Genomic DNA, 23824 nt, shown 5'->3' with positions numbered 1-23824 from the left:
CCGGGAACCGGGGCCTTCCCCGTTGCCTAGCCGCGGGTGAACGCCTCGTAGGCGTCGCAGACCTCGGCGGACGGGCCGTCCATGCGCAGCACGCCCGATTCCAGCCAGATCGCCCGGTCGCAGGTCTCGCGGACCGTGCCGATGCCGTGGCTGACGAGGAAGACGGTGCCGGCGCGCTCGCGGAGTTCCTCGATGCGGGCCTGGCTGCGGCGCTGGAAGGCGGCGTCCCCGGTGGCGAGGGCCTCGTCGATCATCAGGACGTCGTGGTCCTTGGCGGCGGCGATGGAGAAGCGCAGCCGGGCGCCCATGCCGGAGGAGTAGGTGCGCATGGGCAGCGAGATGAAGTCGCCCTTCTCGTTGATGCCGGAGAAGTCGACGATGTCCTGGTAGCGCTCGCGCACCTGCTCCCGGGACATGCCCATCGCGAGGCCGCCCAGGACCACGTTGCGTTCGCCGGTCAGGTCGTTCATCAGGGCGGCGTTCACGCCGAGGAGCGAGGGCTGTCCGTGTGAGTACACGGTGCCCGAGGCCACCGGCTGGAGTCCGGCGATGGCCTTCAGGAGGGTGGACTTGCCCGAGCCGTTGGAGCCGATGAGGCCGATGGCCTCGCCCTTGTACGCGGTGAAGCTGACGCCCTTGACGGCGTGCACCTCGCGGACGCCGGGGGTCGGGCCGCGGGAGAAGATCCGGCTGAGGGCGGCGGTGGCCCCGCCCTTGCGGGCGCCGGATCCCTGGACCTTGTAGACGACGTGGACATCGTCGGCGATGACGGTCGGGACGCGGCCGCCGGGGGCCGGCGGGGCGGTGCGCGCGGGTGCGGTGCGGGTCGGGGTGTCAGCCACGGCCGTACTCCTCCTCTGCCTTCCAGAAGTAGACGAACCCGCCGACACCGGCGAGCAGGGCCCAGCCGATGGCGATCGGCCAGACGTGGTGGGGCAGGGAGCCGGTCCCGAAGCTGTCGATCAGGGCGAAGCGCATCAGGTCGATGTACACGGCCGCCGGGTTGGCCTTGAGCAGCAGCAGCACCCAGTGAGGCAGGTCGTCGGCCTTCAGGAAGCTGTCGATCGACCACATGACGCCCGAGGAGTACATCCAGGTCCGCAGGACGAACGGCATCAGCTGGCTGACGTCCGGGTTCTTGCTGCCGATGCGGGCCATCACCATGGCGCAGCCGGCGCAGAAGACCGCCATCAGGAGGAGCGTCGGGGCGGCGAGGAGCCAGGACCAGGCGGGGGTCTGGCCGAAGGCCAGGAGCAGCACGACCAGCGCGCCCATGGTGACGAGCAGCTGCTGGAAGAGCTGGACGACGGAGGACAGGGGCAGGCTGGCGCGCGGGAAGTGCAGGGCGCGCACCAGACCGAGGTTGCCGTGGACGGCGCGGGTCCCGGCGTTGATGGAACTGCCGATGAAGTCCCACACGAACACGCCGGTGATCAGGAACGGCACGTAGTCGGGCACGGCGTGCCCGGCCCGCATCACGATGCCGAAGATGAAGTAGTAGACGGCCGCGTTGAGCAGCGGGGTCACCAGGTGCCAGACCTGCCCGAGCTTGGCCGTGCTGTACGTGGCGTGCATGCGGGCGGTGGCGTACGCCGTCACGAAGTGGCGGCGGTCCCAGAGCTGGGCGACGTACCGGGGGAGGGAGGGGCGGGCGCCGCTGACGGTGAGGCCGTGGGCCGCGGCGAGTTCGGCCGGGGTGGGCGGTGGGGCGTGCTCCGCCGGGGCGGTCACGGTGGTCACGGGGGTCGCGGTCACGGGAGTCGCTTTCGACGGGGGCGTGGCGTCGGGCGACGACGGAACGGGTCCGTATCGTCGCTACGTGGAGGTTAGGCCGATCGACGTCGGAACGCAACCGTATCGTCGTGACGCGTGGGTGGCGGCGTGCGCGGCTATGCTCGGTCCATGACTTCCGAGCCCGCCGCCAGCCCCGCCCGCCGCGCCCCCGCCGGGGCCGCCGTCCTGCGCGAGGACGTCACCGAGGCGATCCGGGCGGCCGTGGTCGAGGAACTGGCCGCCGTGGGCTTCGCCCGCATGTCGATCGAGGGCATCGCCCGGCGCGCCGGGGTCGGCAAGACCGCGGTCTACCGCCGCTGGAAGTCGAAGCTCCACCTGGTCCTGGACCTCGTCGGGGCCTTCGCCGCCGACGGCCTTCCGGTACCGGCCACCGGCTCGCTCCACGGGGACGTACGGGCCCTGCTGGAGGTGATGTCACACGTGCTGCGCCACCCGGTCGCCTCGGCGGTCATCCCCGACCTGCTGGTCGAGGCCGCGCGCAACCCCGAGATCGCGGACGCGGTACGCGGAGCGATCCTCGACGGCCAGCGCAGGCTCGCCGAGGGGATCGTCGCCGAGGCGGTCGCGCGCGGCGAACTGTCGGAGACGGCGAGCCCCGACCGGGCCCTGGACCTGGCGATCGGCCCGCTGTACTGGCGCCAGGTGGTCGTACGGGACGAGGTGTCGGCGGGCTACCTGGACGAGCTGGCCCGCTCGGTGGTCGCCGGCCTGCGGGCCGTCTGACCCGTACGCGGCCCCGCCCGGGGGACCGGACGGCAGGGGCCGCGGTGGCGAGCGCGGAGCCCGGCCGGGCCCGCGGGCCCGCTCAGAAGCCGAAGCCGCCCGAGCCGAGGTGCGCCGGCGACGGCTCCGGCGCGGGGGCCGGCGCCGCGGGCGCGGGCCGCCGCTCCTCCAGCGGGACGATCGCCGGGACCGGGACGGCCTGCCCCAGGAAGACCCGGCGCACGACGCGCTCGGCCGCGTGGCCGTCGTCGTAGGAACAGAACCGCGCGCGGAACGACGCCCGCAGCTGGGCCGAGCGGGAGCCCTGCCAGTGGCCGGTCGCGAAGATGTCCACGAGCTCGTCCTCGGTGCGGGCCACCGCCCCCGGCGGGCACGCCCGCAGGTCGAAGTAGGTGCCGCGGGCGGCCTCGTACGCCTCCCAGTCGTCCGCGTGGATCACGATCGGCCGGTCCAGGGTCGCGTAGTCGAACATCAGGGACGAGTAGTCGGTGACGAGCGCGTCCGAGGCGAGGCACAGCTCCTCGACCGAGGGGTGCGCGGAGACGTCGATCAGCCGCGGGTGCGGCTCCCACGTCGGGGTGGTGCCCGCGTACGTGAGGTGCGTGCGGGTCAGCAGGGTGAAGCGCGGACCCAGATCGCGCAGCACCCGCTCGAAGTCCAGGTGGTCGGGGCGGCTGCGCCGGTAGTCCCGGTGCGTGGGGGCGTACAGGATCGCGGTGGAACCCGGCGCGATGCCCAGGCGCTCGCGCAGTTCGAGGACCTCGGAGCGGGTGGCCCGGTGGAAGGCGTCGTTGCGCGGGTAGCCGTACTCCAGCGTGGTGTACGAGGACGGCAGGGCCCGCTCCCAGACGAGGGTGGAGTGCCGGTTCGCGGAGAGCAGGTAGTCCCACTGGTCGGCGCCGCGCAGCAGCCCCGCGAAGTCCGTCGTCGGGGTCGCCGCCGGCCGGTCCTGGAGGTCCAGGCCGACCCGCTTGAGCGGGGTGCCGTGCTGGGTCTGCACCAGGATCTGGCCGGGCCGCTTGACCAGCGCGCGGTCGAAGTTGACGTTCGTGGTCAGGTAGGTGGCGCGGGCGAGGGCCGTCCAGTACGCGGCGGAACCGGGCCGCAGCGCCGTGGTCGTCGCGGGCAGCGTCGCCGCGTGCTCCGGTTCGCAGATCCACGCCGTCCGCATCCGCGGGGCCAGTTCGCGCAGCTTCGCCTCGATCGCCGCCGGGTTGCAGGCGTAACCGCCGTGCCAGTACGCGGAGAAGACCGCCAGCTCCGGGCGCAGCGGCAACAGCCGCTGGATCCGGTAGTGCAGCCGCAGCAGCGTCTCGCGCAGGCCCCGCCCCAGGACCAGCGCCCCGCCGCCGGCGGCCAGGGCGGCCCGGCGCGCCGTCGACAGCACCCGGTAGGCGCGCCGGACCCCGAGCCGCATCAGGGTGTGCCGCAGCCGGTCGGTACGGGTCGGGGACGGCGACCGGCCGGCCGGGCCGACCGGGGGCCGGTGGCGGCGCAGCAGGGTCGAGGCCCGGGCGAAGAACTCGGCGCGCCCGGCGCGCGGGAGGCGGCGCGGGTCGGCGTACAGGGCGCAGAAGTGCTCGGCCATCCGCCGGTGCACGGCGGGGCGCCAACGCTCCAGCTCGGGGCGGGTGCCGAGGAAGGCGAAGACCCGCTCGTACTGGTCGAGGATGTCGAGGTGGCGGCGGCTCGACGTGGTGAGGATCGACCCGGTGCGGCGCTGGCGGTAGTGGACGCAGACCCGGTCGAGGACGGCCACGGACTCGGCGGCCAGCAGCGCCGGATAGGTCCAGGGGGTGTCCTCGTAGAAACCGGGCGGGAAGGTGAGGCCCTCGCGCTCCACGTACTCGCGGCGGTACGCCTTGTTCCACACCACCATCAGCATGCCGAGCAGGGCCGGGCGGTCCGCGAGCCGGAAGCTGGCCGGCCCCTCCTCGCTCAGCCGGTGCGCGAGCCGGTCGCGCACCACTTCGCCGGTCCAGAAGGTGCGCGCGTAGTCGTAGACGAGGACGTCCGGGGAGCCGGTGGCCTTGAGCCGGTCGGTGACGGCCTGGAGGGCGCCCGGCGCGAGGGTGTCGTCACCGTCGAGGAAGATCAGGTAATCGCCGCCGGCCCGGGCCAGGCCCGCGTTGCGGGCCGGGCCCAGGCCCAGGTTGTGCGCCAGGTGCACGGCCGTGACGCGGGGGTCACGGGCCGCGTACTCGTCGATGATCGAACCGCAGGCGTCCGGGGAGGCGTCGTCGACCGCGATCAGCTCCAGATCCGGGTACGACTGGGACAGGACCGAATCCAGACTCTCCTGGAGGTACGCCTGAACCTTGTACGCGGGCACGATGACGCTGAACCGGGGCACGGCACATCCAGGGGTCGGCGCGGGCATATGGCCCAGGAACCCCGGGCGTGGTGATCGGGTTACGCCGCGTGCGCCATACGGGGTACCCGGCGTCAACGTCCCACGTCAACCCCGTGATCACGAGCGGGTCACTTGACCGCGCCGGCCATCACCCCCGTCACGAACTGCCGTTGGAACGCGAAGAAGACGACGAGCGGCACCACCATCGACAGGAACGCCCCGGGGGCCAGGACGTCGATGTTGTTCCCGAACTGCCGCACCTGCTGCTGGAGCGCCACCGTCACCGGCGGGTGCGCGGAATCGGCGAAGACCAGCGCCACCAGCATGTCGTTCCACACCCACAAGAACTGGAAGATGCCGAGCGAGGCGAGCGCCGGACCGCCGAGCGGCAGCACCACCCGGGTGAACAGCCGCAGTTCGCCGGCGCCGTCGAGGCGCGCCGCCTCCAGCAGCTCGCGCGGGATCTCCGCGAAGAAGTTCCGCAGCAGGAACACCGCGAAGGGCAGTCCGAAGGCCGTGTGGAACAGCACCACGCCCGCCGTCGTCTCGAACAGGCCGATGGAACCGAAGAGTTCGGACACCGGGATCAGCGCGACCTGCACCGGGACCACCAACAGCCCGACGACGAGCAGGAACAGCCAGTCCCGGCCGGGAAACTCCAGCCAGGCGAAGGCGTATCCGGCGAACGCCCCCAACACCAGGACCAGCAGCGTCGCCGGGACGGCGATCGCGACCGTGTTCAGCAGCGAACCGGTGATCGTGTCGTTCTCCAGCAGCCGCCCGTAGTTCGACGCCGTCAGCCGCGACGGCGCGGTCAGCACCTGCCACCAGCCGCCCCGGTTCAGATCGTCGGGAGCCAGGAACGAGGACAGCAGCAGCCCGAGCGCGGGCACCAGCCAGAACAGGGCGACGAGGACCAGGAACACCCGCACCGCCCCCGACGCCACCCGCGCGGCGACCGCCCGGCCCGCCGACGTGGTCCGCCTGCCCGCGGCGCCGCTCATCGCGATCCCTCCTTCCGCAGCCTGCGGATGTTCACCAGCATCACCGGTACCACCAGCACCAGCAGCAGTACGGCGATGGCGCTGCCCAGCCCCGGATCGGCATCCGTGCCGAACGACGTCCGGTACAGCTGGAGCGCGAGCACGTTCGCGTCGTCCTGGACCGCGCCCGGAGCGATCACGAAGACCAGGTCGAACACCTTCATGACGTTGATGACGAGCGTGACCAGCACGACCGCCAGGACCGGCCCCAGCAACGGCACCGTGATCCGGCGGAACACCTGCCACTCGCTCGCCCCGTCCACCCGCGCCGCCTCCAGCAGCTCCCGCGGCACCGAGGCCAACCCGGCCCCGATCAGCACCATCGCGAAACCGGCCCACATCCAGACGTACGCACCGATCACCGCCGGGGTCACCAATGCCGGGCCCAGCCACTGGACCCCCGCGTACGCCTCCCGGAAGTTCCCGGCGGGCAGCCGCAGCCGCGCCCCGTCCGCCTTCGCGGACATCGAGAACGTCCCGTCGGCGCGGGTCGTCGCCGACTCCACCACCTTGCCGTCCTTCACCGCCTCGACCCGCATCCCGGCGAAGGCCGACTCCGTGGCGTCCACGCCGTTCGTCGTACCGCCCCCGCCCCGGGTGAAGTCCTGCCAGACCGTGCCGGTGACCTTCCCCGGATCCGTCCCGGCCGCCAGGGCCGTGTCGGTCCCCTCGGGCAGGTCCTCCGGAGCCACCCCGACCAGCGGGAGCAGCGCCGGCACGCCCGCCCGTACCGGCTCGCGCGTCACGAACGCGCCGCCCGCGGCGGGCTCCAGCGGCGAGTCCCGGCCCGGCCGGGCCCGGGGGAAGGCCGAGGACTCCGCGAAGGTGTCGTGCACCCCCACCCAGACGGCGTTGGCGACGCCCTTGCCCGGGTCGTGGTCGTAGACCAGCCGGAAGATGATGCCCGCCGCCAGCATGGAGATCGCCATCGGCATGAAGACGATCAGCTTGAACGCCGTTCCCCAGCGCACCCGTTCGGTCAGCACCGCGAAGATCAGGCCGAGCGCGGTCGCCGTCGTCGGAGCCAGCACCACCCACACCGCGGTGTTCCTCAGGGCCGTACGGATCGTGTCGTCGCCGAGGATCTCCCGGTAGTTGGCGCCGCCGACGAACGCGTCGCCGGTGCGGTCGAAGAAGCTGCGGTACACGGAGTAGCCGATGGGGTGCACGACGAGCGCACCCAGCAGGACGAGGGCCGGCAGGAGGAACGCCGCCGCGATCAGCCGGCGGCGCCGGTCCTCGGCCGACCGCGAAGCGGACTTCCGCGGAGCCGGCTCCCGAGGAGTCGACTCCTGCGCGTCCGACCTCCGTGAGGCTGTGGCCGCCACGGGTCAGCCCCCGTAGGCCTTGGCCGCTTCAGCCTCCAGTTTCGCCTGCGCCCCCGCCACGTCCGCCGGGTTCGCCAGGAAGTCCTGGAGCGCCTTCCACTCGCCCGACCCCGGCGTACCGCCGAACGCCGCCGGAGCCTGGTCCGACATGTCGAAGCGGAAGTCGTCGCCCGCCGCGATCAGCGACTTCGCGATCCCGCGCTGGATGTCGTTCGGATAGGCGGCCGGGTCCACGGCCTTGTTCGGGGACACGAAACCACCCTCGCGGGCCTGGATCTCCGCCGCGTCCGGCGACGCCAGGAACGTCAGCAGCGCCTGCGCGCCCTTCGACGGTTTCAGGGCCACCGCCACGTCACCGCCCGACACCACCGGAGGCTTCGCGCCCACCGCCGGGAACGGGAACACGAGGGCGTCCTCACCCACCTTCGCCTCGGTCTGCGCGATGTTCACCGCCACGAAGTCACCCTCGAAGACCATCGCCGCCGCCGGCCGGTCACCACCGGTGAACGTCTGCGTCACCGACTTCGGGAACTCCGTCGCCAGGGCCCCGCTCTGGCCGCCCGCCAGGAAGTCCTTGCGCCCGAACAACTCGCCGAGCGTCGTCAGCGCCTGCTTGACGCTGTCGTCCGTCCACTTCAGCTCGTGCTTGGCCAACTGGTCGTACTTCTGCGGACCCGACTGGGAGAGGTAGACGTTCTCGAACCAGTCCGTCAGCGTCCAACCGTCCGCCCCCGCCACCGACACCGCCGGAGTACCGGACGCCGAGAGCGTGTCGGCCGCCGCGATGAGCTCCTTCCAGGTCTTCGGGGGCGTCACCCCCGCCGCCTCGAAGGCCTTCGCGTTGTACCAGATCAGCGACTTGTTGGCCGCCTTGTAGTACACGCCGTACTGGGTGCCGTCGACCGCGCCGAGGTCCTTCCAGCCCGCCGAGTAGTTCGCGTCCAACTGGGCCTTCGCCTCCGGACCCACCGGCTGCGCCCACTTGTTCTGCACCGCCGCCCGCAACGCCCCGACCTGAGGGAGCAGCGCCACGTCCGGCGGGGCGCCGCCCGCCACCTTCGTACCGAGGAACGTGACGATCGGGTCCTGCGCCGGGACGAACGTGACGCTCGCCCCCGTCCGCTTCTCGAACTCCTTCAGCACCTTGGTGAAGTTGGCCTGCTCCGGGCCCGTCCACACCGCCGCGACCTCCAGCTTCTCCCCGGGCAACTGCGGTAACCGCACCTGGGAGGCCGAGGGCCGCTCCCCCTGCGGGGGGCCGGGCTCCGGGTCCTTCCCGTCCGCGCAACCGGAGAGGGCCAACGCCCCCGCCGCCGCCAGGGCCGTCCACGCCCCGCCCGGTACAAGGGCCGCCGTCCGGCCCGTACTTCGCTGTCCCCGCTGTCCCTGCCGTTGTCGCCGTTGTCGCATGGTGTCGCCCCCGATGCCGTGTGGCCTTGGTGGTGTGTCCCGTGCCACAAGGTCTACGCCGCCCCGCGCACCCCCGCAATACCGCGTCGCGGGGGCACCGTGGAGGCCGAGCCCGACGTCAGGGGGCGGGCGGGAAGAGCACGGGCACCGCCGACACCAGGTGGGAAGCCCGGTCGAGGGCGCTGGCCAGGAGCGCGAGGTCGGTCGGGCCGTTGCCCAGCTCCCGCACCGGCCGACGGGCCGGCGGGTCACCCATCCGGTCCCACTCCACCGGCACGACCGTCGGCCTCAGCGTCGCCGTCCGCGGGATCCGGCCCGTGACCCGGCCGCCCTGGAAGGGCACCTGGCGGCCGTCGGCGTACCGGAGCACACCGCGCCCGGGGCCCGGCTGGTCCGGGGAGTCCAGCTCGACCCGCAGCGTCGCCAACCGGGCCGGCTCGGAGTCGGCCGTACGCTCCGGGCGGGCCGTGGCCGCGATCAGGTGCACCCCGAGCCGGGTTCCCTCGCGGGCCACCGCCTCCAGCGCCCGCACCACCGAACCGGCCGCCGGCCGGCCCGTACTGCCCAGGGCGGGCGCCACCAGCGCGTCGAAGTCGTCGACCAGGACCACCAGCCGGGGCAGCGGACTGGGACCGGAGGCGGGGTCGGTGCGCGGGGTCGAGGCCCGCAACCGCAGGGTGCCGCTGCGCGGCGGATCCAGGTCGCCGTGCTGCTCGCCGGGCGCGGGCCGGCGCGGGGACACCATGTGGTCGGACAGGGCCCGGTGGGCGTGCCACTCCGCGAAGGGCACTCCGTCCAACAGCTCGTGGCGGCGCTTCAGTTCGGCGCCGAGGGCCTGCGCGAACTCCCGCATGCGCACCGGGTCGGACGCCACCAGGTGCGCCGATACGTGCGGGAGCTCCGTACAGGGCAGGAGGCCGTCGCCGCGCTCACCGCCGGCGCCGTCGAGGAGGAGCAGCGCGAGACGGTCGGGGCGGGCCGCCGCCGCCAGCGAGGCGGCGAGGGAGCGGAGCAGCTCCGTACGACCGCTGCCGACCGGTCCCTCGACGAGGAGGTGCGGGCCCTCGTGGGCCAGCTCCGCGCCGACCGGCCCGCGCTTCCCGGTGCCGAGGACGATCTCCGCGAGGCCGCCCACGCCCTGGCCCTGCTCGGTCGCGGCGGCCCAACGTGCCATCAGGGAGGCCGGGGTGGCCCGGGCCAGCCCCAGCTCGTCCAGGAGCCGCGAGGTCGCGGGCAGGTTGGCGGCGGCCGGCCGGTACCCGTCGTCCCCGGCCGACGCGTCCGCGCGCAGCGGGGCCAGGGCCCGGCCGAAGCGCTCCGCCCAGGCGGCGGAGACGGCGTCGGCGACGGCGGTGCCGCCCGGCGCGACCGGTCTGCCGCCGCTGACCGCGAAGGTCCGTACGGCGGTGGCGACGTCCCCGCTGAGCAGGGCGGCCGTGGCGCAGTGACGGAAGGCGGGCGCGGCCGCGCAGGCGCTCTCGTACGTGGCGACCACCGGGGAGGCGGGCGTCGCCGCCGGAGCCTCCGCGAGGGCCACGACGTGGATTCCGGCGGCGGGCCCGTGGGAGGCCAGCCGGGAGGTCACCTCGCGCAGGGCGCCCGAGCCGGGATCTCCGTCGAGGACGACGACCGTGCGCGGTCCGTCGTAGCCGCGGGCGGCCTCCCGCACGGCGGCCGGGTCCGCGCCGGCCCAGGTGGTGCCGAGGGGGCTGTCATCCAGCCGCCGGGTCAGCTCACCGGCCCTGGCCGCGGCCTGGTCGCGGTCGTACGCCAGCAGCAGCCGGCAGTCCTGTCCGTGCGCGGGGCGTACGTGGGGCAGCCAACCCAGCCACCCCCAGTCGCGCAGGCGTTCCTGGACGGGCCGGGAGCGGTCGGCCGCGATGAGGACGATCTCCAGCTGTCCGGGCGCGTGCAGCGCGGCCAGCTGGGCGACCACCGAGCGGGCCACCCCGGTCAGCCGGGCCCGCGGGCCGGCGATGCCGAGCGAGCCGACGCCGAGCAGCGCGACCCGGCTTCCGGCGCCCAGCCCGATCTCCAGGAACCCGGGGTGACCGGCCTCCCGCGACCAGAGCCGGCCGGTCGGCCCGAGCGCGGCCAGCAGCAGCGACGCCGGCTCGTCGGGGTCGGGAGCCGCGGCGACGGGGGCCTCCGGCTCGACCGCGCCCTCCGGCTCGACCTCCTCGCCCCGGACCCACTTGCGGGCCCAGGCCCCGATCCCGCGGCGCGGCCTGGCGCCGCCGGGCGGGGCGGCGGCCTCGGGGGTCGCCCCGGTGTACGGGTCGGCGCCGGCGGGGTCGGCGCCGGGGTCGCCGGCCGCGTACGGGGCCGGGCCCCGGAGGGCGGCGCTCGTACCGGGGTCGGGGGTCGGGACCGGGGCCGGTTCCGCTTCGCGCCCGTCGGTGGGGCGCGTCAGGGACAGGTGGCCCTCCAGGTCCGGGACCAGGGCGAGGGGGACCGGGCCCCCGCGGGTCAAGCGCAACGTCGACTCGCCGATCCGCAGCAGGGCCCCCGGGGGCAGCGCGACCGGCCGTGCCCCGACGGGCGTCCCGTCGAGCGTGGTGCCGTTCGTCGAGCCGAGGTCGGCCACGGCGACCCGTCCGTCGGCCATGACGGTCACCGCGCAGTGCAGCCGTGACACGTCCGGGTCGTCCAGCGGCACGTCGGCGTCCGCCGAGCGGCCGATCCGGACCGCTCCGGGGTGCAGCAGGTGCACCCCGCCCGCGTCGGGGCCGGCCACCACGTGGAGCTGCGCGGCGCCGGGGCCCTCGTCGGGCAGCACGTCGGCGTTCGGCAGCGGGGTGTGCAGGGCCAGCACGGCCCCGTCGACCAGCGGGGGCTCGCCCAGGACGGCCCGCTGCGGGTCGAGCCGCTGCGAACCGGCGTACAGCACCACGGTGCCGCCGGTGTCGGGCCCCCCGGCGGTCGCGGCGAGCCCGGAGGCCACGGCGGCCAGCGGGGTACCGGCGGGCGCGGTGACGAGTACGTCACCACTGGCCGGCGCGGTGGCGGTCTGGTGGCCGCTGCGCGACCCAAGGACGGTCAGCCGGATCTGCATCGCCGTCAGCGGTCCCTTCTGCGCGGAGCGCAGTGCGCGGTGCGTGCGCCCGGCAGGGAACCGGTGGGACATGCCTGCCCGACCACCCCCACCCGGCGCGGACGCGTCGTCCGGTCAGGTACGCCGGAAGGGCGGGGCTCCCGTCCCGGCCGTTCCGTACGGGTGCATCCTCGCACCTGTCACACACAACACGCCCGACACCCGGCAACAAATGATCTTGATCGGTCGGCGGGGGCGCCGGGACCGAACAAATCCGGACAGGCCGTCGGATGAAATCCGAGCGAAAACGCCCCCGGCATACCCGGTAAATCTCACCCTTCGTACATATGTGCGGCAACCAACCTCCGTCGCCCCGCGTCTTCCCCGGGGACACCCCCTAGAGTTGGGGGGCCGAAACCCATCCAGCGGAATCAGCCGAGGAACTCCGGTACGACCCGAGAACCGGAAGACCCGAACAACGGAACAGACGACAGCAGGGGAGCGCGAGACGTGCGGCCAGTCGGCAGCAAGTACCTGCTCGAGGAGCCGCTCGGACGCGGCGCCACGGGCACTGTCTGGCGTGCCCGCCAGCGGGAGACCGCCGGTGCGGAGGCAGCCGTCGCCGGGCAGCCCGGCGAGACCGTGGCGATCAAGGTCCTCAAGGAGGAGCTGGCCCAGGACGCGGACATCGTCATGCGCTTCCTGCGCGAACGCTCCGTCCTGCTGCGCCTGACCCACCCCAACATCGTGCGCACCCGCGACCTCGTCGTCGAGGGCGACCTGCTGGCGCTGGTCATGGACCTGATCGACGGTCCCGACCTGCACAAGTACCTCCGCGCGAACGGCCCCTTCAGCCCGGTCGCCGCGAGCCTGCTGACCGCGCAGATCGCGGACGCGCTCGCCGCCAGCCACGCCGACGGCGTCGTCCACCGCGACCTCAAACCCGCCAACGTGCTGCTCGACGAGAGCAACGGCCAGATGAAGCCGATGCTCACCGACTTCGGCATCGCGCGCCTCGCCGACTCCCCGGGCCTGACCCGCACCCACGAGTTCGTCGGCACCCCCGCCTACGTGGCACCCGAATCCGCCGAGGGGCGCCCGCAGACCTCCGCGGTCGACATCTACGGCGCCGGCATCCTCCTCTACGAGCTGGTCACCGGCCGCCCGCCGTTCGCGGGCGGCACCGCGCTCGAAGTGCTCCACCGGCACCTGAGCGAGGAGCCGCAGCGGCCCCCGACCCTGCCCGAGCCGGTCTGGATCGTCATCGAGCGCTGCCTGCGCAAGGAGCCCGACGAGCGCCCCAGCGCCCAGAGCCTGGCGCGCGGGCTGCGCGTGGTCGCCTCCGGCATCGGCGTGCACTCCTCGCCGGGCGAGGTCGAGGCGGCCCTCGGGGTCGGCGCGCTGCTCGCCCCCGACCCCTCGCCCGCCCCGGTCCCGGCGACGCCAGGGGCCGTCGGTCCGGCGCACACCCCGGCCGGCCCGCAGGGCGCGTACGACCCGAACGCCATGACCAGCGTGATGCCGCCCATCGGCGGGGCCGACGCCACCACCGTGCTGCCCAGCACCGGGCCGGCTCCCGCCGACGCGACCTCGGTCATGCCGCCCGTCCAGCAGCCGGACGCCCCGCACCCGTGGCAGTCGCAGATGCGGGCCGTCCGCGACCGCAACGAGCAGACGCAGATGCACCGGCTCGACCCGAGCGAGGACCCGCTGCGCCGGCGCCCGCAGCGCCAGGCCCCGCCGCCCCCGCAGCACCAGCCCCGCCCGCCGCAGCAGCCGCAGCAGCCTCCCCAGTACCGCCAGGCCCCGCCGCCGCAGCACTACCAGCAGCAGTCGCAGCCGCCGCAGCAGTACCAGCAGCAGCCCCAGTACCAGCAGCCGCAGCACCAGCCCCAGCAGTACCAGCCGCAGCCGCCGCCGCAGCAGTACCAGCAGCCGCAGCAGCAGCCGCAGTACCGGCAGCCGCCGCAGTCCCCGCCGCCGCAGCAGCGGGCGCCGCGACCCCCGCGCGAACCGCGTGAGCCGCGCCGCCGCAGCGCCAACCCGGTGCGGATCCCCGGCCTCGGCTGCCTCAAGGGCTGCCTCGTCATGATCCTGCTGTTCTTCGTGGCGGGCTGGCTGGTCTGGGAACTCACCCCGCTCCAGGAGTGGGTCGGCACCGGCCGCGGATGGTGGGACCAGGTGTGGACCTGGGGCTCCGACACGGTCGACTGGGTCACCTCCGTCGGTGGCGGCGCGGGCGGCGGCTCCGGCACCCCCTGACGCCGATCCGTACGAGCCGTCCGTCGGCCCGTACGAGTCGCCCGTACGAGTCGTCCGTACGGGCCCTCCGCCCGGCCGCCGGGTCCGCTCCGGGCGGCCCGGCGGACGGCCGTCCACGGCGTCCGGAACGCCGAGTTCGTGGATTTGTCGACATCCGGGACGTGATTTCGCCCCCAGAAGTCAAGGTCGCCGCGATCCGGAGCGCCCAACCCCCATTCGGCCGCGTAGCTTTGGTGCGTACGCCAGCCGCTGAGGGAGCAGTCGTGGCACGGAAGATCGGCAGCCGGTACACCGCGCACCAGATCCTGGGGCGCGGCAGCGCGGGCACGGTGTGGCTGGGCGAGGGGCCGGACGGGCCCGTCGCCGTCAAACTGCTGCGCGAGGACCTCGCGTCCGACCAGGAACTCGTCGGGCGGTTCGTACAGGAGCGCAGCGCGCTGCTCGGCCTGGAACACCCGCACGTCGTCTCCGTCCGCGACCTCGTCGTCGACGGCAACGACCTCGCCCTCGTCATGGACCTCGTCCGAGGTACGGACCTGCGCACGCGCCTCGACCGCGAGCGCCGCCTCGCCCCCGAGGCGGCCGTGGCCATCGTCGCGGACGTCGCGGACGCGCTGGCCGCCGCGCACGCGGCGGGCGTCGTCCACCGGGACGTCAAGCCCGAGAACGTCCTGCTCGACATGCAGGGCCCGCTCGGTCCGGGCGGCGCGCACCCCGCGCTGCTCACCGACTTCGGCGTGGCCAAGCTCATCGACTCCCCGCGGCGGGCCGCCGGGGCGCCCGGGACACGGGCCTCGACCCCGACCACCCGGATCATCGGCACCCCCGACTACCTGGCCCCCGAGATCGTGGAGGGCCTGCCCCCGCGGGCGGCCGTCGACATATACGCCCTGGCCACGGTGCTGTACGAGCTGCTGGCCGGCTTCACGCCCTTCGGCGGCGGGCACCCGGGCGCGGTCCTGCGCCGGCACGTCACGGAGACCGTGGTCCCGCTGCCTGGGATCCCCGACGAGCTGTGGCAGCTGATGGTCCAGTGCCTGGCGAAGGCCCCCGCGTCCCGGCTGCGCGCCTCGGAGCTGTCGGTCCGGCTGCGGGACATGCTGCCGATGCTGGCCGGGATGCCGCCGCTGGACGTGGACGAACCGGACGACGCCGAGCCGGAGGAACCGGAGGCCGAGGACCTGCCGGCCGATCCGGTCCGGCGGCGCGGCGTGGTCCCGCTGGTCCCCGGCTCCGCCACGGACTCCAACCGCGACACCCACACCTCCATGCGCGTGCCCGGCCCGGACGAGCTGGCGGGCGGGGCGCTGGGCACCGCCCGCGTCCCGCGTCCCGCGGGCGGACACCGGCCCGGGTCCGCCCGGCACCGTGCCGAGGCCGCGCGCAAGCGGAGGCTGGTGATGTCCGCCTCGGCGGTGGCGCTGGTCGCCGCCGTGGGGTTGGGCAGCTGGCTCGCCGTGTCCGGCGGCGACGAGGGCACCCCGCCGCCGCAGGACGGCAAACGCTCGGCCCCGGCCCGACCGTAGGCCGCGGCCGGCGCCGGTCACGGCCCGCGCCGGGGCTCGCGGCCGGGTCCGGGCGCCGTCAGGCGTTGATCAGCTCCGGGTGCCAGCGGCGGGCCACCGTCGGGTGGGCGCGCACCCAGCCCTTCAGCTCGTTGCGACCGTACTCCGCGTGCAGCGGGTTCGACGCGTCGTGCGCCACGCCCGGGGCCGTGCGCAGGTACTCCCCGGGGACCGTCTCCACCACCGCGTCCAGCCGCGGGTTGTAGAAGAACGGCACCGAGAACCGCTCCACCGCGCCCGGCGGGCTGACCACCCGGTGGTCGGTCGCCACCAGGTAGCCCTCCGTCGCGATCTCCAGCAGCTCGCCCAGGTTGACCACGAAGGCCCCCGGCATCGGCGGGATGTCGACGTAGCCGCCGTCGCGCACCACCTGGAGCCCGCCCACCCCGTCCTGGAGGAGCAGGGTCAGGAATCCGTAGTCCTTGTGCGCGCCGACGCCCTGGTCGGCGCCCGACGGGGCCGATCCGGGGTAGCGGATCAACTTCGTGTGCAGGTGGGGTCGGTCCGCGAAGACGGCGTCGAAGAAGTCGGGGGCCGCGCCGATCGAGGCCAGCAGCTCCCGGAGCAGCCGGTGTGCCACGGCCGCCAGCCGGGACTGCCACGAGAGCACCACGTCCCGCAGCTCGGGCAGGGCCGCCGGCCACTGGTTGGGGCCCTCCAGCCACAGGTACGAGGGATCCCCCGGCCCCACCCGGGGCGCGGGCCGTTCCGCGCCGACGTCCAGCTGGTCGCGCCAGTCGGAGGTGCCGCCCGTCAGCTCGTGCCCTATGCGGGTGTAGCCCCGGAAGTGCGGTGAGTTCAGATTGCTCACGGCCAGCCTGTCGGCTTCCGGAAGGGCGAAGAAGGCCCTGGTCAGCTCCAGGATCCGGGCGGTTTCGGACTCACTGATCCCGTGGCCGGTCAGGTACAGGAAACCGGTGTCCCGGGCGGCCGCGTGCAGCTGCTTCAGGAAGTCGCCCCGCTCCGCGGGGTCGTCGGCCCGGGAGAGGTCGATCACGGCAAGCGAGGAAGGAGCCGGTGAGGAAGGCGCCGGTGAGGAGGAGGCCGGGGAGGAGGAGGGATGCGCGGACGGCATGACGGCTCCGTTTCGGATGTCACGGGGTCCTGCGCCCCGGAGATGGAGGGGCAACGGAGGGAACGGCCGGCCGGCAGGGATGGCGCCGGGGCCGCGTGGCCGCCGCGTACAGGACCGAAGTCGGATCGGGGTGGATCAGGCTCGTGCGAGGTCCGTCGGCAGACAGCTCGTCGTCGTGACACGCATGTGGTCCACATGGCGGCGCTTCACGAGAGGGACAGTCATACGGTGAGCGTACGCCTGTACCCACCCCTGTCCGTACGTGCCGATCCGGCCTGACCGGAGAGTGCCGTCCGGGGACCGGCTAGGCTGGGCCCGTGGCAGTTGTCGATGTATCCGAAGAGCTGAAGTCCCTCTCCTCGACCATGGGGTCGATCGAGGCCGTCCTGGACCTCGACAAGCTGAGGGCAGATATCGCCGTGCTTGAGGAGCAGGCCGCCGCGCCGTCCCTGTGGGACGACCCGGAAGCCGCCCAGAAGATCACGAGCAAGCTTTCGCACCTCCAGGCCGAGGTCCGCAAGACCGAGAACCTGCGCGGGCGCATCGACGACCTCGCGGTGTTGTTCGAGCTCGCCCAGGAAATGGACGACGCGGACACCCTCGCCGAGGCCGAGACCGAGCTGATCTCGGTGCGCAAGGCACTGGACGAGATGGAGGTCCGGACCCTGCTCTCCGGCGAGTACGCCGAGCGCGAGGCCCTGGTCAACATCCGTGCCGAGGCCGGCGGCGTCGACGCCTCCGACTTCGCCGAGCGGCTCCAGCGCATGTACCTGCGCTGGGCCGAGCGCCACGGCTACGCGACCGAGGTGTACGAGACCTCGTACGCGGAAGAGGCCGGCATCAAGTCGACCACCTTCGTCGTCAAGGCCCCCTACGCCTACGGCACCCTCTCCGTCGAACAGGGCACCCACCGGCTCGTCCGGATCTCGCCCTTCGACAACCAGGGCCGTCGCCAGACCTCCTTCGCGGGCGTCGAGGTGCTGCCGGTCGTCGAGACCAGCGACCACGTCGAGATCGACGAGGCCGAGCTGCGCGTGGACGTCTACCGCGCCTCGGGCCCCGGCGGTCAGGGCGTCAACACCACCGACTCGGCGGTGCGCATCACGCACCTGCCGACCGGCATCGTCGTCTCCTGCCAGAACGAGCGCTCGCAGATCCAGAACAAGGCCAGCGCGATGAACGTGCTCCAGGCCAAGCTGCTGGAGCGGCGCCGCCAGGAGGAGAAGGACAAGATGGACGCCCTCAAGGACGGCGGCAGCTCCTGGGGCAACCAGATGCGGTCCTACGTCCTGCACCCGTACCAGATGGTCAAGGACCTGCGGACGGAGTTCGAGGTCGGCAACCCGCAGGCGGTCCTCGACGGCGAGATCGACGGCTTCCTGGAGGCCGGGATCCGCTGGCGCAAGCAGCAGGAGCAGTCCGCGTAACGGACCTCGCCGCGCGAGGAGCCACGACGCGAGGAAGGGCCCGGACACCTTGGGTGTCCGGGCCCTTCCCCATTCCGTGTGATCGGGACGTGCCCGCGGGTCAGGCGGTCTGCGCCGCCAGGGCCAGCGCCGCCACCAGCACCACCAGAAGCGCGATGAGTGTCACCGGGTTCAGCCCGGTGAAGGGCCCCTCCTGCTGGAGGTGCTTCCGGTTCGCCCGGCACACCGGGCACCGGCCCTGGTTGACGGGCGCGGCGCAGTTCGCGCACACGAGCCGGTCATATGTCATGCGCTCCTCCTCTCGTCCCCTCGTACAACGGCACGGGGACCGAGTCCGTTCCCCCTACCACTGTGCCGGCTCCGACGGCATTCGGCGCGGCCCGTCCGGGCAATCACGATCGGGCTGCGCGGGCACCCGGGGATTATTCGGGCAACTGCGGTTGGCGGGTCCACACCCACCCTCCGTTCGCGTATGGTCACGCACACCTACTCCCGGCGACGACCCCGTGGTGCACCCGTGATCCGATTCGACAACGTCTCCAAGTCCTACCCGAAGCAGAACCGGCCCGCACTCAGAGATGTCTCCCTGGACATCGCCAAGGGCGAGTTCGTCTTCCTGGTCGGCTCCTCCGGCTCCGGCAAGTCCACCTTCCTGCGCCTCGTCCTGCGCGAGGAACGGGCCAGTCACGGCCAGGTGCACGTCCTGGGCAAGGACCTCGCCAAGCTCTCCAACTGGAAGGTCCCGCACATGCGGCGCCAGCTGGGGACCGTGTTCCAGGACTTCCGGCTGCTGCCCAACAAGACGGTCGCCGAGAACGTCGCCTTCGCGCAGGAGGTGATCGGCAAACCGCGGGGCGAGATCCGCAAGTCCGTCCCGCAGGTACTGGACCTCGTCGGTCTGGGCGGCAAGGAGAGCCGGATGCCCGGCGAACTGTCCGGCGGCGAACAGCAGCGCGTGGCCATCGCCCGCGCCTTCGTCAACCGTCCCGCCCTGTTGATCGCGGACGAGCCGACGGGCAACCTCGACCCGCAGACCTCCGTCGGGATCATGAAACTGTTGGACCGGATCAACCGGACCGGCACCACCGTCATCATGGCGACGCACGACCAGCAGATCGTGGACCAGATGCGCAAGCGCGTCATCGAACTCGAACAGGGCCGACTCGTGCGCGACCAGTCGCGCGGCGTATACGGCTACCAGCACTGAAAGGCCCTTGAGACGTCATGCGCGCCCAGTTCGTCATGTCGGAGATCGGCGTCGGCCTCCGCCGCAATCTCACCATGACCTTCGCGGTCATCATCTCCGTGGCCCTGTCGCTGGCCCTGTTCGGCGGCTCCCTGCTCATGCGCGACCAGGTGAGCGCCATGAAGGGGTACTGGTACGACAAGGTCAACGTCACGGTCTACCTCTGCACCAAGAACGACGCGCTGGAGGCCGCCGGGAGCGCGGCCGCCGGCCCGCCCGCCGCCGGTGGCGCGTCCGACGCGGTCGGCTCGCCCCGTGCCTGCTCCAAGGGGGCCGTGACCCCCGACCAGCGGCAGGGGATCGAGGCGGAGCTGAAGAAGATGGAGCTCGTCCAGACCGTCATGTACGAGTCCTCGGACGAGGCCTACAAGCACTACAAGGAACGCTTCGGGCACACGGCACTGGCCTCGGTCGTCACCCCGGACCAGATGCCCGACTCCTTCCGCGTCAAGCTGAAGAACCCGGAGAAGTACGAGGTCATCACCTCCGCCTTCACGGGCCGCGACGGCGTCCAATCGGTCGCCGACCAGAGCTCGCAGCTCGACAACCTCTTCAAGCTGCTCGGCTACCTCAACTGGGCCGCCCTCGGCATCATGTTGATCATGCTGGTCGTGGCGCTGCTGCTGATCGTCAACACCGTGCGCGTCTCGGCCTTCAGCCGAAGGCGGGAGACGGGCATCATGCGGCTCGTCGGCGCCTCCAGCTTCTACATCCAGGTCCCGTTCATCATGGAGGCGGCCGTCGCGGGCCTCATCGGCGCCGCCCTGGCCTGTCTGATGCTGGGCGCCGGCCAGTACTTCGTGATCGACCACGGCGCCGCGCTCCGCGACAAGCTCGAACTGATCAACTTCATCGGCTGGGACGCCGTCCTCACCAAGTTGCCGCTGGTGCTGGTCATCGGGCTGCTGATGCCCTCCCTGGCCGCCTTCATCGCGTTGCGCAAGTACCTGAAGGTGTGACGAGCGCCCCCTGTGAGGTACGCCCAACCCGCCGTGCCGCAGCGGGGCTTGTCCTAGACTCGGCGCCATGCCGGGTCTGCCCGCTCACTGTCCCCGGCCCCGCGACCTGCGTCGCGGGGCCGTCTTGACGTTGGTGTTCCTGACCTCCGTCGTAGCCGCCGCGAGCACCGGCCGCTGGGACGCCGCGGACGCCGGAACCCTCGCCCGTACGAGCGTTCCCGCGCAGGCAGCCGCTCCCGATCCGGCCCCGGCCCCCGCGCCCTTTGCCCCCGACGCGCCCCGGGCGACCGGTACCGCCGACCGCGAGGCCGTCGCCCGCGCCGCCGCCGAGGCCGTCGCCGAGGGCAAGTCCGGCAAGAAGGCCGCCCAGGAGGTCGTCAGCCGCAGCGGGGACCGCTGGGGCACCGTCTACGACCGGGGCGAGTACGCGGCCTTCGCCGACGACCTCGACGGTCACTGGACCGGAGTCGGGCTCTGGGTCGAACGCACCCGGGAGGGCTGGATCCGGGTCGACCGGGTCCAACCCGCCGGCCCCGCCGCCCGGGCCGGCCTGCGCGCCGGGGACCGGCTGCTGAGCGTGGACGGGCAGGGCGTCTCCGGCCTCGCCGTGGTCGACGTGGTGGCCCTGCTGCGCGGCGAGGCCGGCACCCCGGTGGTGCTGCACCTCAGCCGGGACGGCGTGGACCTGACCGAGACCGTCCGCCGGGAGCAACTGCGCGCCGAGCCGGTGACCGTACGCCGCCTCGCGGACGGGGTCACCGTCATCAAGGTCGACTCCTTCACCCGCGGCTCGGGGGAGCGGGTGAGGACGGCGGTGCGCGAGGCCCCGCCCGGCGCCGGCGTACTGCTGGACCTGCGCGGCAACCCGGGCGGGCTGGTCGCCGAGGCGGTGACCGCGGCCTCCGCGTTCCTGGACGGCGGGCTGGTGGCGACGTACGACGTACGGGGCTCCGAGCGCGCCCTGTACGCCGCCCCGGGCGGGGACACCGGGCGGCCCCTGGTGGCCCTCGTCGACGGCGGCACGATGAGCGCGGCCGAGCTGGTCACCGGCGCCCTCCAGGACCGGGGCCGCGCGGTGACGGTCGGCACCCGCACCTTCGGCAAGGGCTCGGTGCAGATGCCCACCGAGCTCCCGGACGGCTCGGTGGCCGAGCTGACCGTCGGCACGTACCGCACGCCGGCGGGTCGCAGTCTCGACGGCGGCGGGATCACCCCGGACCTGGCGGCCCGCGAGGGGGCCGAGGAACGGGCGCGCAAGGTATTGGGTGGCCTCGGGGTGGGTCCGTAGTGCGAAAATGACCGCACTATGGCTAAGGAAACAGGGCGCAAGATGATCGCCCAGAACAAGAAGGCGCGGCACGACTACACGATCATCGACACCTACGAGTGCGGTCTCGTGCTCACGGGTACCGAGGTCAAGTCCCTGCGTCAGGGCCGTGCCTCGCTGGTGGACGGCTTCGTGTCGGTGGAGAGCGGCGAGGCCTGGCTCTACAACGTGCACGTGCCGGAGTACAGCCAGGGCACCTGGACCAACCACAGCGCACGGCGCAAGCGCAAGCTCCTCCTGCACCGCGAGGAGATCGACAAGCTGGACTCGAAGACGGGGGAGACCGGCAACACGATCGTGCCGCTCGCCCTGTACTTCAAGGACGGCCGGGCGAAGATCGAGATCGCGCTGGCGAAGGGCAAGAAGGAGTACGACAAGCGGCAGTCGCTGCGCGAGAAGCAGGACACGCGCGAGACGAACCGGGTGATCTCGGCCGTCAAGCGCAAGGAGCGCGGTCAGCTCTAATGTCCTGGCACGCGGAGGTCCGCTTCGCGTACGATGGCGTCAGCACCACGCGCTTGCGGGTGGCGCCGGTCGAGCGGGACGCATGGAGAGCACCTGCTGGACCTCGATAACTGAACAGCGTGAAACATGGGGATGATCGGTTTCGACAGCGGCTGTCGATGTAGGGGAAGCGAGCCGAGAAAGCGGCAATGATCTCGTTAACCATATGTCGCAAAAAATAATCGCCAACTCCAAGAGCGATAACTCCCGCTTCACCCTCGCTGCCTAATAACAGTGAGCTGAAGCCTCTGTGAGGAGCGTCAGCCCGGAAGTGGTCCCGGTCCGGATCCTGGCGTCAATTAGGGATCTAAACCTCTAACTCCGGTCACGGGGGATAGAGGGAAATCAAACAGTGACTGAGCCCGTCGGAGACTTGTCCGTGTGATCTCCGGGGCCGAGAAAAGCGCAGCGGAATGCGCTCGGAGAAGCCCTACTTCTGCACCGTTGGACGCGGGTTCGATTCCCGCCATCTCCACCACCCCATGTTGACGAAGGCCCCGCAGCTCCTGGCTGCGGGGCCTTCGTCATGTCCGAGGCGGGGTCAGTAGTGATACCGGGCCTTGAGGATCTTCACTTCCTTCTCGTCCGCCCGATACACGAGGCGGTGCTCGTCGTCGATGCGGCGGGACCAGTAGCCGGACAGCTCGCCCTTCAGGGGCTCGGGCTTGCCGATGCCGGTGAACGGGTCGCGTTGGATTTCCCCGATCAGACGGGTGATCCTGCGAGCCATTTTTCGGTCGGAGGCGAGCCGAAAGAGGAAGTCCTCCCAGGCATCGGAGTCGAAGTGGACGCTCCTCACTCCTCGCCCCCGGCCAACTCCCTGAGCTCATCGAGGGATTTGACCGTCGTGGGCGCGCCCTCCCGGTCGCGGGCGACGGCCTCCATCAGCCGCTGGGCGTTGGCCGGGGAGCGCAGCAGGTAGACGGTCTCCTGCCAGGAGTCGTAGTCGTCGGCGGACATGAGGACGGCGTCGCCGCCGCGCGACGTGATCCGCACCGGGTGGTGGTCGGTGTTGACGCGTTCGATGAGGGGGAAGAGGCTGGCCCGTGCTTCGCTGGCGCTTATGGACATGGTCACTCCTTCTCGGTTGTACAAGTTTACGGTACGAGGGCGGTACCGTAAATTGGTACGTATCTGTCGGGGGTGTCCACTTCCTCCGCTTCTGGTCGTCCATGAAGGAGAAGGCCCCGCAGCTCCTGGCTGCGGGGCCTTCGTCATGTTCGGGCGGAGTGGGGTCGGTCAGCAGAAGGGGACCTTGTTGAGGTTCTGGGCGTAGCGTGCGGCGATCCAGCCGGTGCCGTCGGCGAGTTTGTACCAGATCGAATTGCCTTCTACGTTCTGGCCGTTGACTTTGCACTGGAGGGCGACGACCGCGCCGGTCAGGACCTTGCCCTTCTCGGCGTACCGGGTGCCGGGGCCGGAGCGGATGCCGAGGCCCTTGCCGGGCGAGACGATGCGGGCCTTCGGGGTCTTCTTGCCGTGGTCGTCGTGCTTGTCGTGGCCGCCGTGGCCGTTCTCGCACTTCTTGCAGGCGCCGGGCTTTCCGGTGTCACCCTTTTCGCCCTTCGGGCCGCGGTCGCCCTTGGGGCCCTGCGGGCCGGACGGGCCTCGGTCGCCCTTCGGGCCGGCGGTGCCGGTCGGGCCGCGGTTGCCCTGGTCGCCCTTCTCGCCGCGGTCACCCTTGGGGCCCTGCGGGCCGCCCGACGGGCCCTGGTCGCCCTTCGGGCCGCGCGGGCCGGCTTCGCCGCGGGGGCCGGCGGGGCCGTTGCGGCCG

Annotated in this window: 20 protein-coding genes and 1 other RNA gene; 9 read left to right on the top strand and 12 right to left on the bottom strand. The window is 72.6% G+C overall.

The features are described 5' to 3' along the window. Nucleotides 1-26: 26 nt before the first annotated feature. On the bottom strand, nt 27-842 hold the full coding sequence (locus tag NOD94_RS27795; RefSeq protein ID WP_281208865.1) for an ABC transporter ATP-binding protein: 816 nt from the start codon (nt 840-842) through the stop codon (nt 27-29). Then, nucleotides 835-1740, bottom strand: coding sequence for an ABC transporter permease (locus tag NOD94_RS27790; RefSeq protein WP_281208871.1), 906 nt, complete (start codon nt 1738-1740; stop codon nt 835-837). The genes NOD94_RS27795 and NOD94_RS27790 overlap by 8 nt, the downstream gene beginning before the upstream one ends. 162 nt (nt 1741-1902) lie before the next feature. Here NOD94_RS27790 and NOD94_RS27785 point away from each other — a divergent pair, with 162 nt between their 5' ends. Next, on the top strand, nt 1903-2517 hold the full coding sequence (locus NOD94_RS27785) for a TetR/AcrR family transcriptional regulator (protein WP_281208864.1): 615 nt from the start codon (nt 1903-1905) through the stop codon (nt 2515-2517). Between the two features lie 82 nt (nt 2518-2599). Here the strand turns inward: NOD94_RS27785 and NOD94_RS27780 are convergent, their stop codons facing one another. From NOD94_RS27780 to NOD94_RS27760, 5 genes are all read right to left on the bottom strand, one after another. Next, nucleotides 2600-4870, bottom strand: a complete 2271-nt coding sequence (locus NOD94_RS27780) for a bifunctional glycosyltransferase family 2 protein/CDP-glycerol:glycerophosphate glycerophosphotransferase (protein ID WP_281208863.1) — start codon at nt 4868-4870, stop codon at nt 2600-2602. A 128-nt stretch (nt 4871-4998) separates the two neighbouring features. Next, nucleotides 4999-5874 (bottom strand): carbohydrate ABC transporter permease, encoded by an 876-nt coding sequence (locus NOD94_RS27775; protein WP_281208862.1) that lies wholly within the window; start codon nt 5872-5874, stop codon nt 4999-5001. Continuing rightward, nucleotides 5871-7136: a sugar ABC transporter permease gene (locus NOD94_RS27770; RefSeq protein ID WP_281208870.1), complete on the bottom strand. Its 1266-nt coding sequence runs from the start codon at nt 7134-7136 to the stop codon at nt 5871-5873. The genes NOD94_RS27775 and NOD94_RS27770 overlap by 4 nt, the downstream gene beginning before the upstream one ends. Nucleotides 7137-7244: 108 nt before the next feature. Continuing rightward, nucleotides 7245-8651: an ABC transporter substrate-binding protein gene (locus NOD94_RS27765; protein WP_281208861.1), complete on the bottom strand. Its 1407-nt coding sequence runs from the start codon at nt 8649-8651 to the stop codon at nt 7245-7247. Nucleotides 8652-8769: 118 nt separating this feature from the next. Continuing rightward, nucleotides 8770-11706 (bottom strand): FtsK/SpoIIIE domain-containing protein, encoded by a 2937-nt coding sequence (locus NOD94_RS27760; RefSeq protein WP_281208869.1) that lies wholly within the window; start codon nt 11704-11706, stop codon nt 8770-8772. Nucleotides 11707-12195: 489 nt separating this feature from the next. On the opposite strand from NOD94_RS27760, the gene NOD94_RS27755 reads away from it, so the two are divergent. Further along, a complete protein-coding gene (locus NOD94_RS27755) occupies nt 12196-13947 on the top strand; it encodes a serine/threonine-protein kinase (RefSeq protein ID WP_281208860.1) in 1752 nt (583 codons plus the stop codon). A 263-nt stretch (nt 13948-14210) separates the two neighbouring features. Beyond that, nucleotides 14211-15473: a serine/threonine-protein kinase gene (locus tag NOD94_RS27750; RefSeq protein ID WP_281208859.1), complete on the top strand. Its 1263-nt coding sequence runs from the start codon at nt 14211-14213 to the stop codon at nt 15471-15473. Nucleotides 15474-15531: 58 nt separating this feature from the next. Here NOD94_RS27750 and NOD94_RS27745 read toward each other — a convergent pair whose 3' ends face one another. Next, the gene (locus NOD94_RS27745) at nt 15532-16587 is read right to left on the bottom strand and encodes a 2-oxoglutarate and iron-dependent oxygenase domain-containing protein (RefSeq protein ID WP_281208858.1); all 1056 of its coding nucleotides are present in this window, start codon (nt 16585-16587) and stop codon (nt 15532-15534) included. Nucleotides 16588-16904: 317 nt separating this feature from the next. Between NOD94_RS27745 and prfB the strand changes: the two genes are divergently transcribed. Beyond that, nucleotides 16905-18014, top strand: coding sequence for a peptide chain release factor 2 (gene prfB, locus NOD94_RS27740; protein ID WP_281208857.1), 1110 nt, complete (start codon nt 16905-16907; stop codon nt 18012-18014). A 100-nt stretch (nt 18015-18114) separates the two neighbouring features. On the opposite strand, the gene NOD94_RS27735 is transcribed toward prfB, so the two are convergent. Next, nucleotides 18115-18303 carry a hypothetical protein gene (locus tag NOD94_RS27735; protein WP_281208856.1) on the bottom strand — a complete coding sequence of 63 codons (189 nt, stop codon included), beginning with the start codon at nt 18301-18303 and terminating at the stop codon, nt 18115-18117. Nucleotides 18304-18531: 228 nt separating this feature from the next. On the opposite strand from NOD94_RS27735, the gene ftsE reads away from it, so the two are divergent. From ftsE to ssrA, 5 genes are all read left to right on the top strand, one after another. After that, entirely contained in the window at nt 18532-19221 is a 690-nt protein-coding gene (gene ftsE / locus NOD94_RS27730; RefSeq protein ID WP_281208855.1) for a cell division ATP-binding protein FtsE, read from the top strand. A gap of 17 nt (nt 19222-19238) precedes the next feature. Then, on the top strand, nt 19239-20219 hold the full coding sequence (ftsX, locus tag NOD94_RS27725) for a permease-like cell division protein FtsX (protein WP_281208854.1): 981 nt from the start codon (nt 19239-19241) through the stop codon (nt 20217-20219). A 67-nt stretch (nt 20220-20286) separates the two neighbouring features. Continuing rightward, nucleotides 20287-21507, top strand: coding sequence for a S41 family peptidase (locus NOD94_RS27720; RefSeq protein ID WP_281208853.1), 1221 nt, complete (start codon nt 20287-20289; stop codon nt 21505-21507). A gap of 18 nt (nt 21508-21525) precedes the next feature. Continuing rightward, nucleotides 21526-22011: an SsrA-binding protein SmpB gene (smpB, locus tag NOD94_RS27715; RefSeq protein WP_281208852.1), complete on the top strand. Its 486-nt coding sequence runs from the start codon at nt 21526-21528 to the stop codon at nt 22009-22011. Between the two features lie 128 nt (nt 22012-22139). Then, nucleotides 22140-22528: a transfer-messenger RNA gene (gene ssrA, locus NOD94_RS27710) on the top strand. 63 nt (nt 22529-22591) lie between these two features. Here ssrA and NOD94_RS27705 read toward each other — a convergent pair. The 3 genes from NOD94_RS27705 to NOD94_RS27695 form a co-directional block, all read right to left on the bottom strand. Beyond that, on the bottom strand, nt 22592-22849 hold the full coding sequence (locus NOD94_RS27705) for a Txe/YoeB family addiction module toxin (protein ID WP_281208851.1): 258 nt from the start codon (nt 22847-22849) through the stop codon (nt 22592-22594). Further along, nucleotides 22846-23121, bottom strand: coding sequence for a type II toxin-antitoxin system Phd/YefM family antitoxin (locus NOD94_RS27700; protein ID WP_281208850.1), 276 nt, complete (start codon nt 23119-23121; stop codon nt 22846-22848). Before NOD94_RS27700 ends, NOD94_RS27705 begins: the two co-directional genes overlap by 4 nt. 168 nt (nt 23122-23289) lie before the next feature. Next, nucleotides 23290-23824: SH3 domain-containing protein (locus tag NOD94_RS27695; RefSeq protein ID WP_281208849.1), on the bottom strand; the 535-nt coding region annotated here is incomplete at its 5' end.

This window comes from Streptomyces sp. Isolate_45 (genome assembly GCF_024721315.2).
Classification (GTDB): Bacteria; Actinomycetota; Actinomycetes; order Streptomycetales; family Streptomycetaceae; genus Streptomyces.
This window is presented reverse-complemented; position numbering and strand designations above follow the sequence as displayed.

Bases quoted from the DNA above. Each gene is read 5' to 3' on its own strand.
- NOD94_RS27785 (WP_281208864.1), top strand. From the start codon at position 1,903: ATGACTTCCGAGCCCGCCGCCAGCCCCGCCCGCCGCGCCCCCGCCGGG.
- NOD94_RS27775 (WP_281208862.1), bottom strand. From the start codon at position 5,874: ATGAGCGGCGCCGCGGGCAGGCGGACCACGTCGGCGGGCCGGGCGGTC.
- NOD94_RS27765 (WP_281208861.1), bottom strand. From the start codon at position 8,651: ATGCGACAACGGCGACAACGGCAGGGACAGCGGGGACAGCGAAGTACG.
- NOD94_RS27760 (WP_281208869.1), bottom strand. From the start codon at position 11,706: ATGCAGATCCGGCTGACCGTCCTTGGGTCGCGCAGCGGCCACCAGACC.
- NOD94_RS27745 (WP_281208858.1), bottom strand. From the start codon at position 16,587: ATGCCGTCCGCGCATCCCTCCTCCTCCCCGGCCTCCTCCTCACCGGCG.
- NOD94_RS27735 (WP_281208856.1), bottom strand. From the start codon at position 18,303: ATGACATATGACCGGCTCGTGTGCGCGAACTGCGCCGCGCCCGTCAAC.
- ftsX (WP_281208854.1), top strand. From the start codon at position 19,239: ATGCGCGCCCAGTTCGTCATGTCGGAGATCGGCGTCGGCCTCCGCCGC.
- NOD94_RS27720 (WP_281208853.1), top strand. From the start codon at position 20,287: ATGCCGGGTCTGCCCGCTCACTGTCCCCGGCCCCGCGACCTGCGTCGC.
- smpB (WP_281208852.1), top strand. From the start codon at position 21,526: ATGGCTAAGGAAACAGGGCGCAAGATGATCGCCCAGAACAAGAAGGCG.
- NOD94_RS27700 (WP_281208850.1), bottom strand. From the start codon at position 23,121: ATGTCCATAAGCGCCAGCGAAGCACGGGCCAGCCTCTTCCCCCTCATC.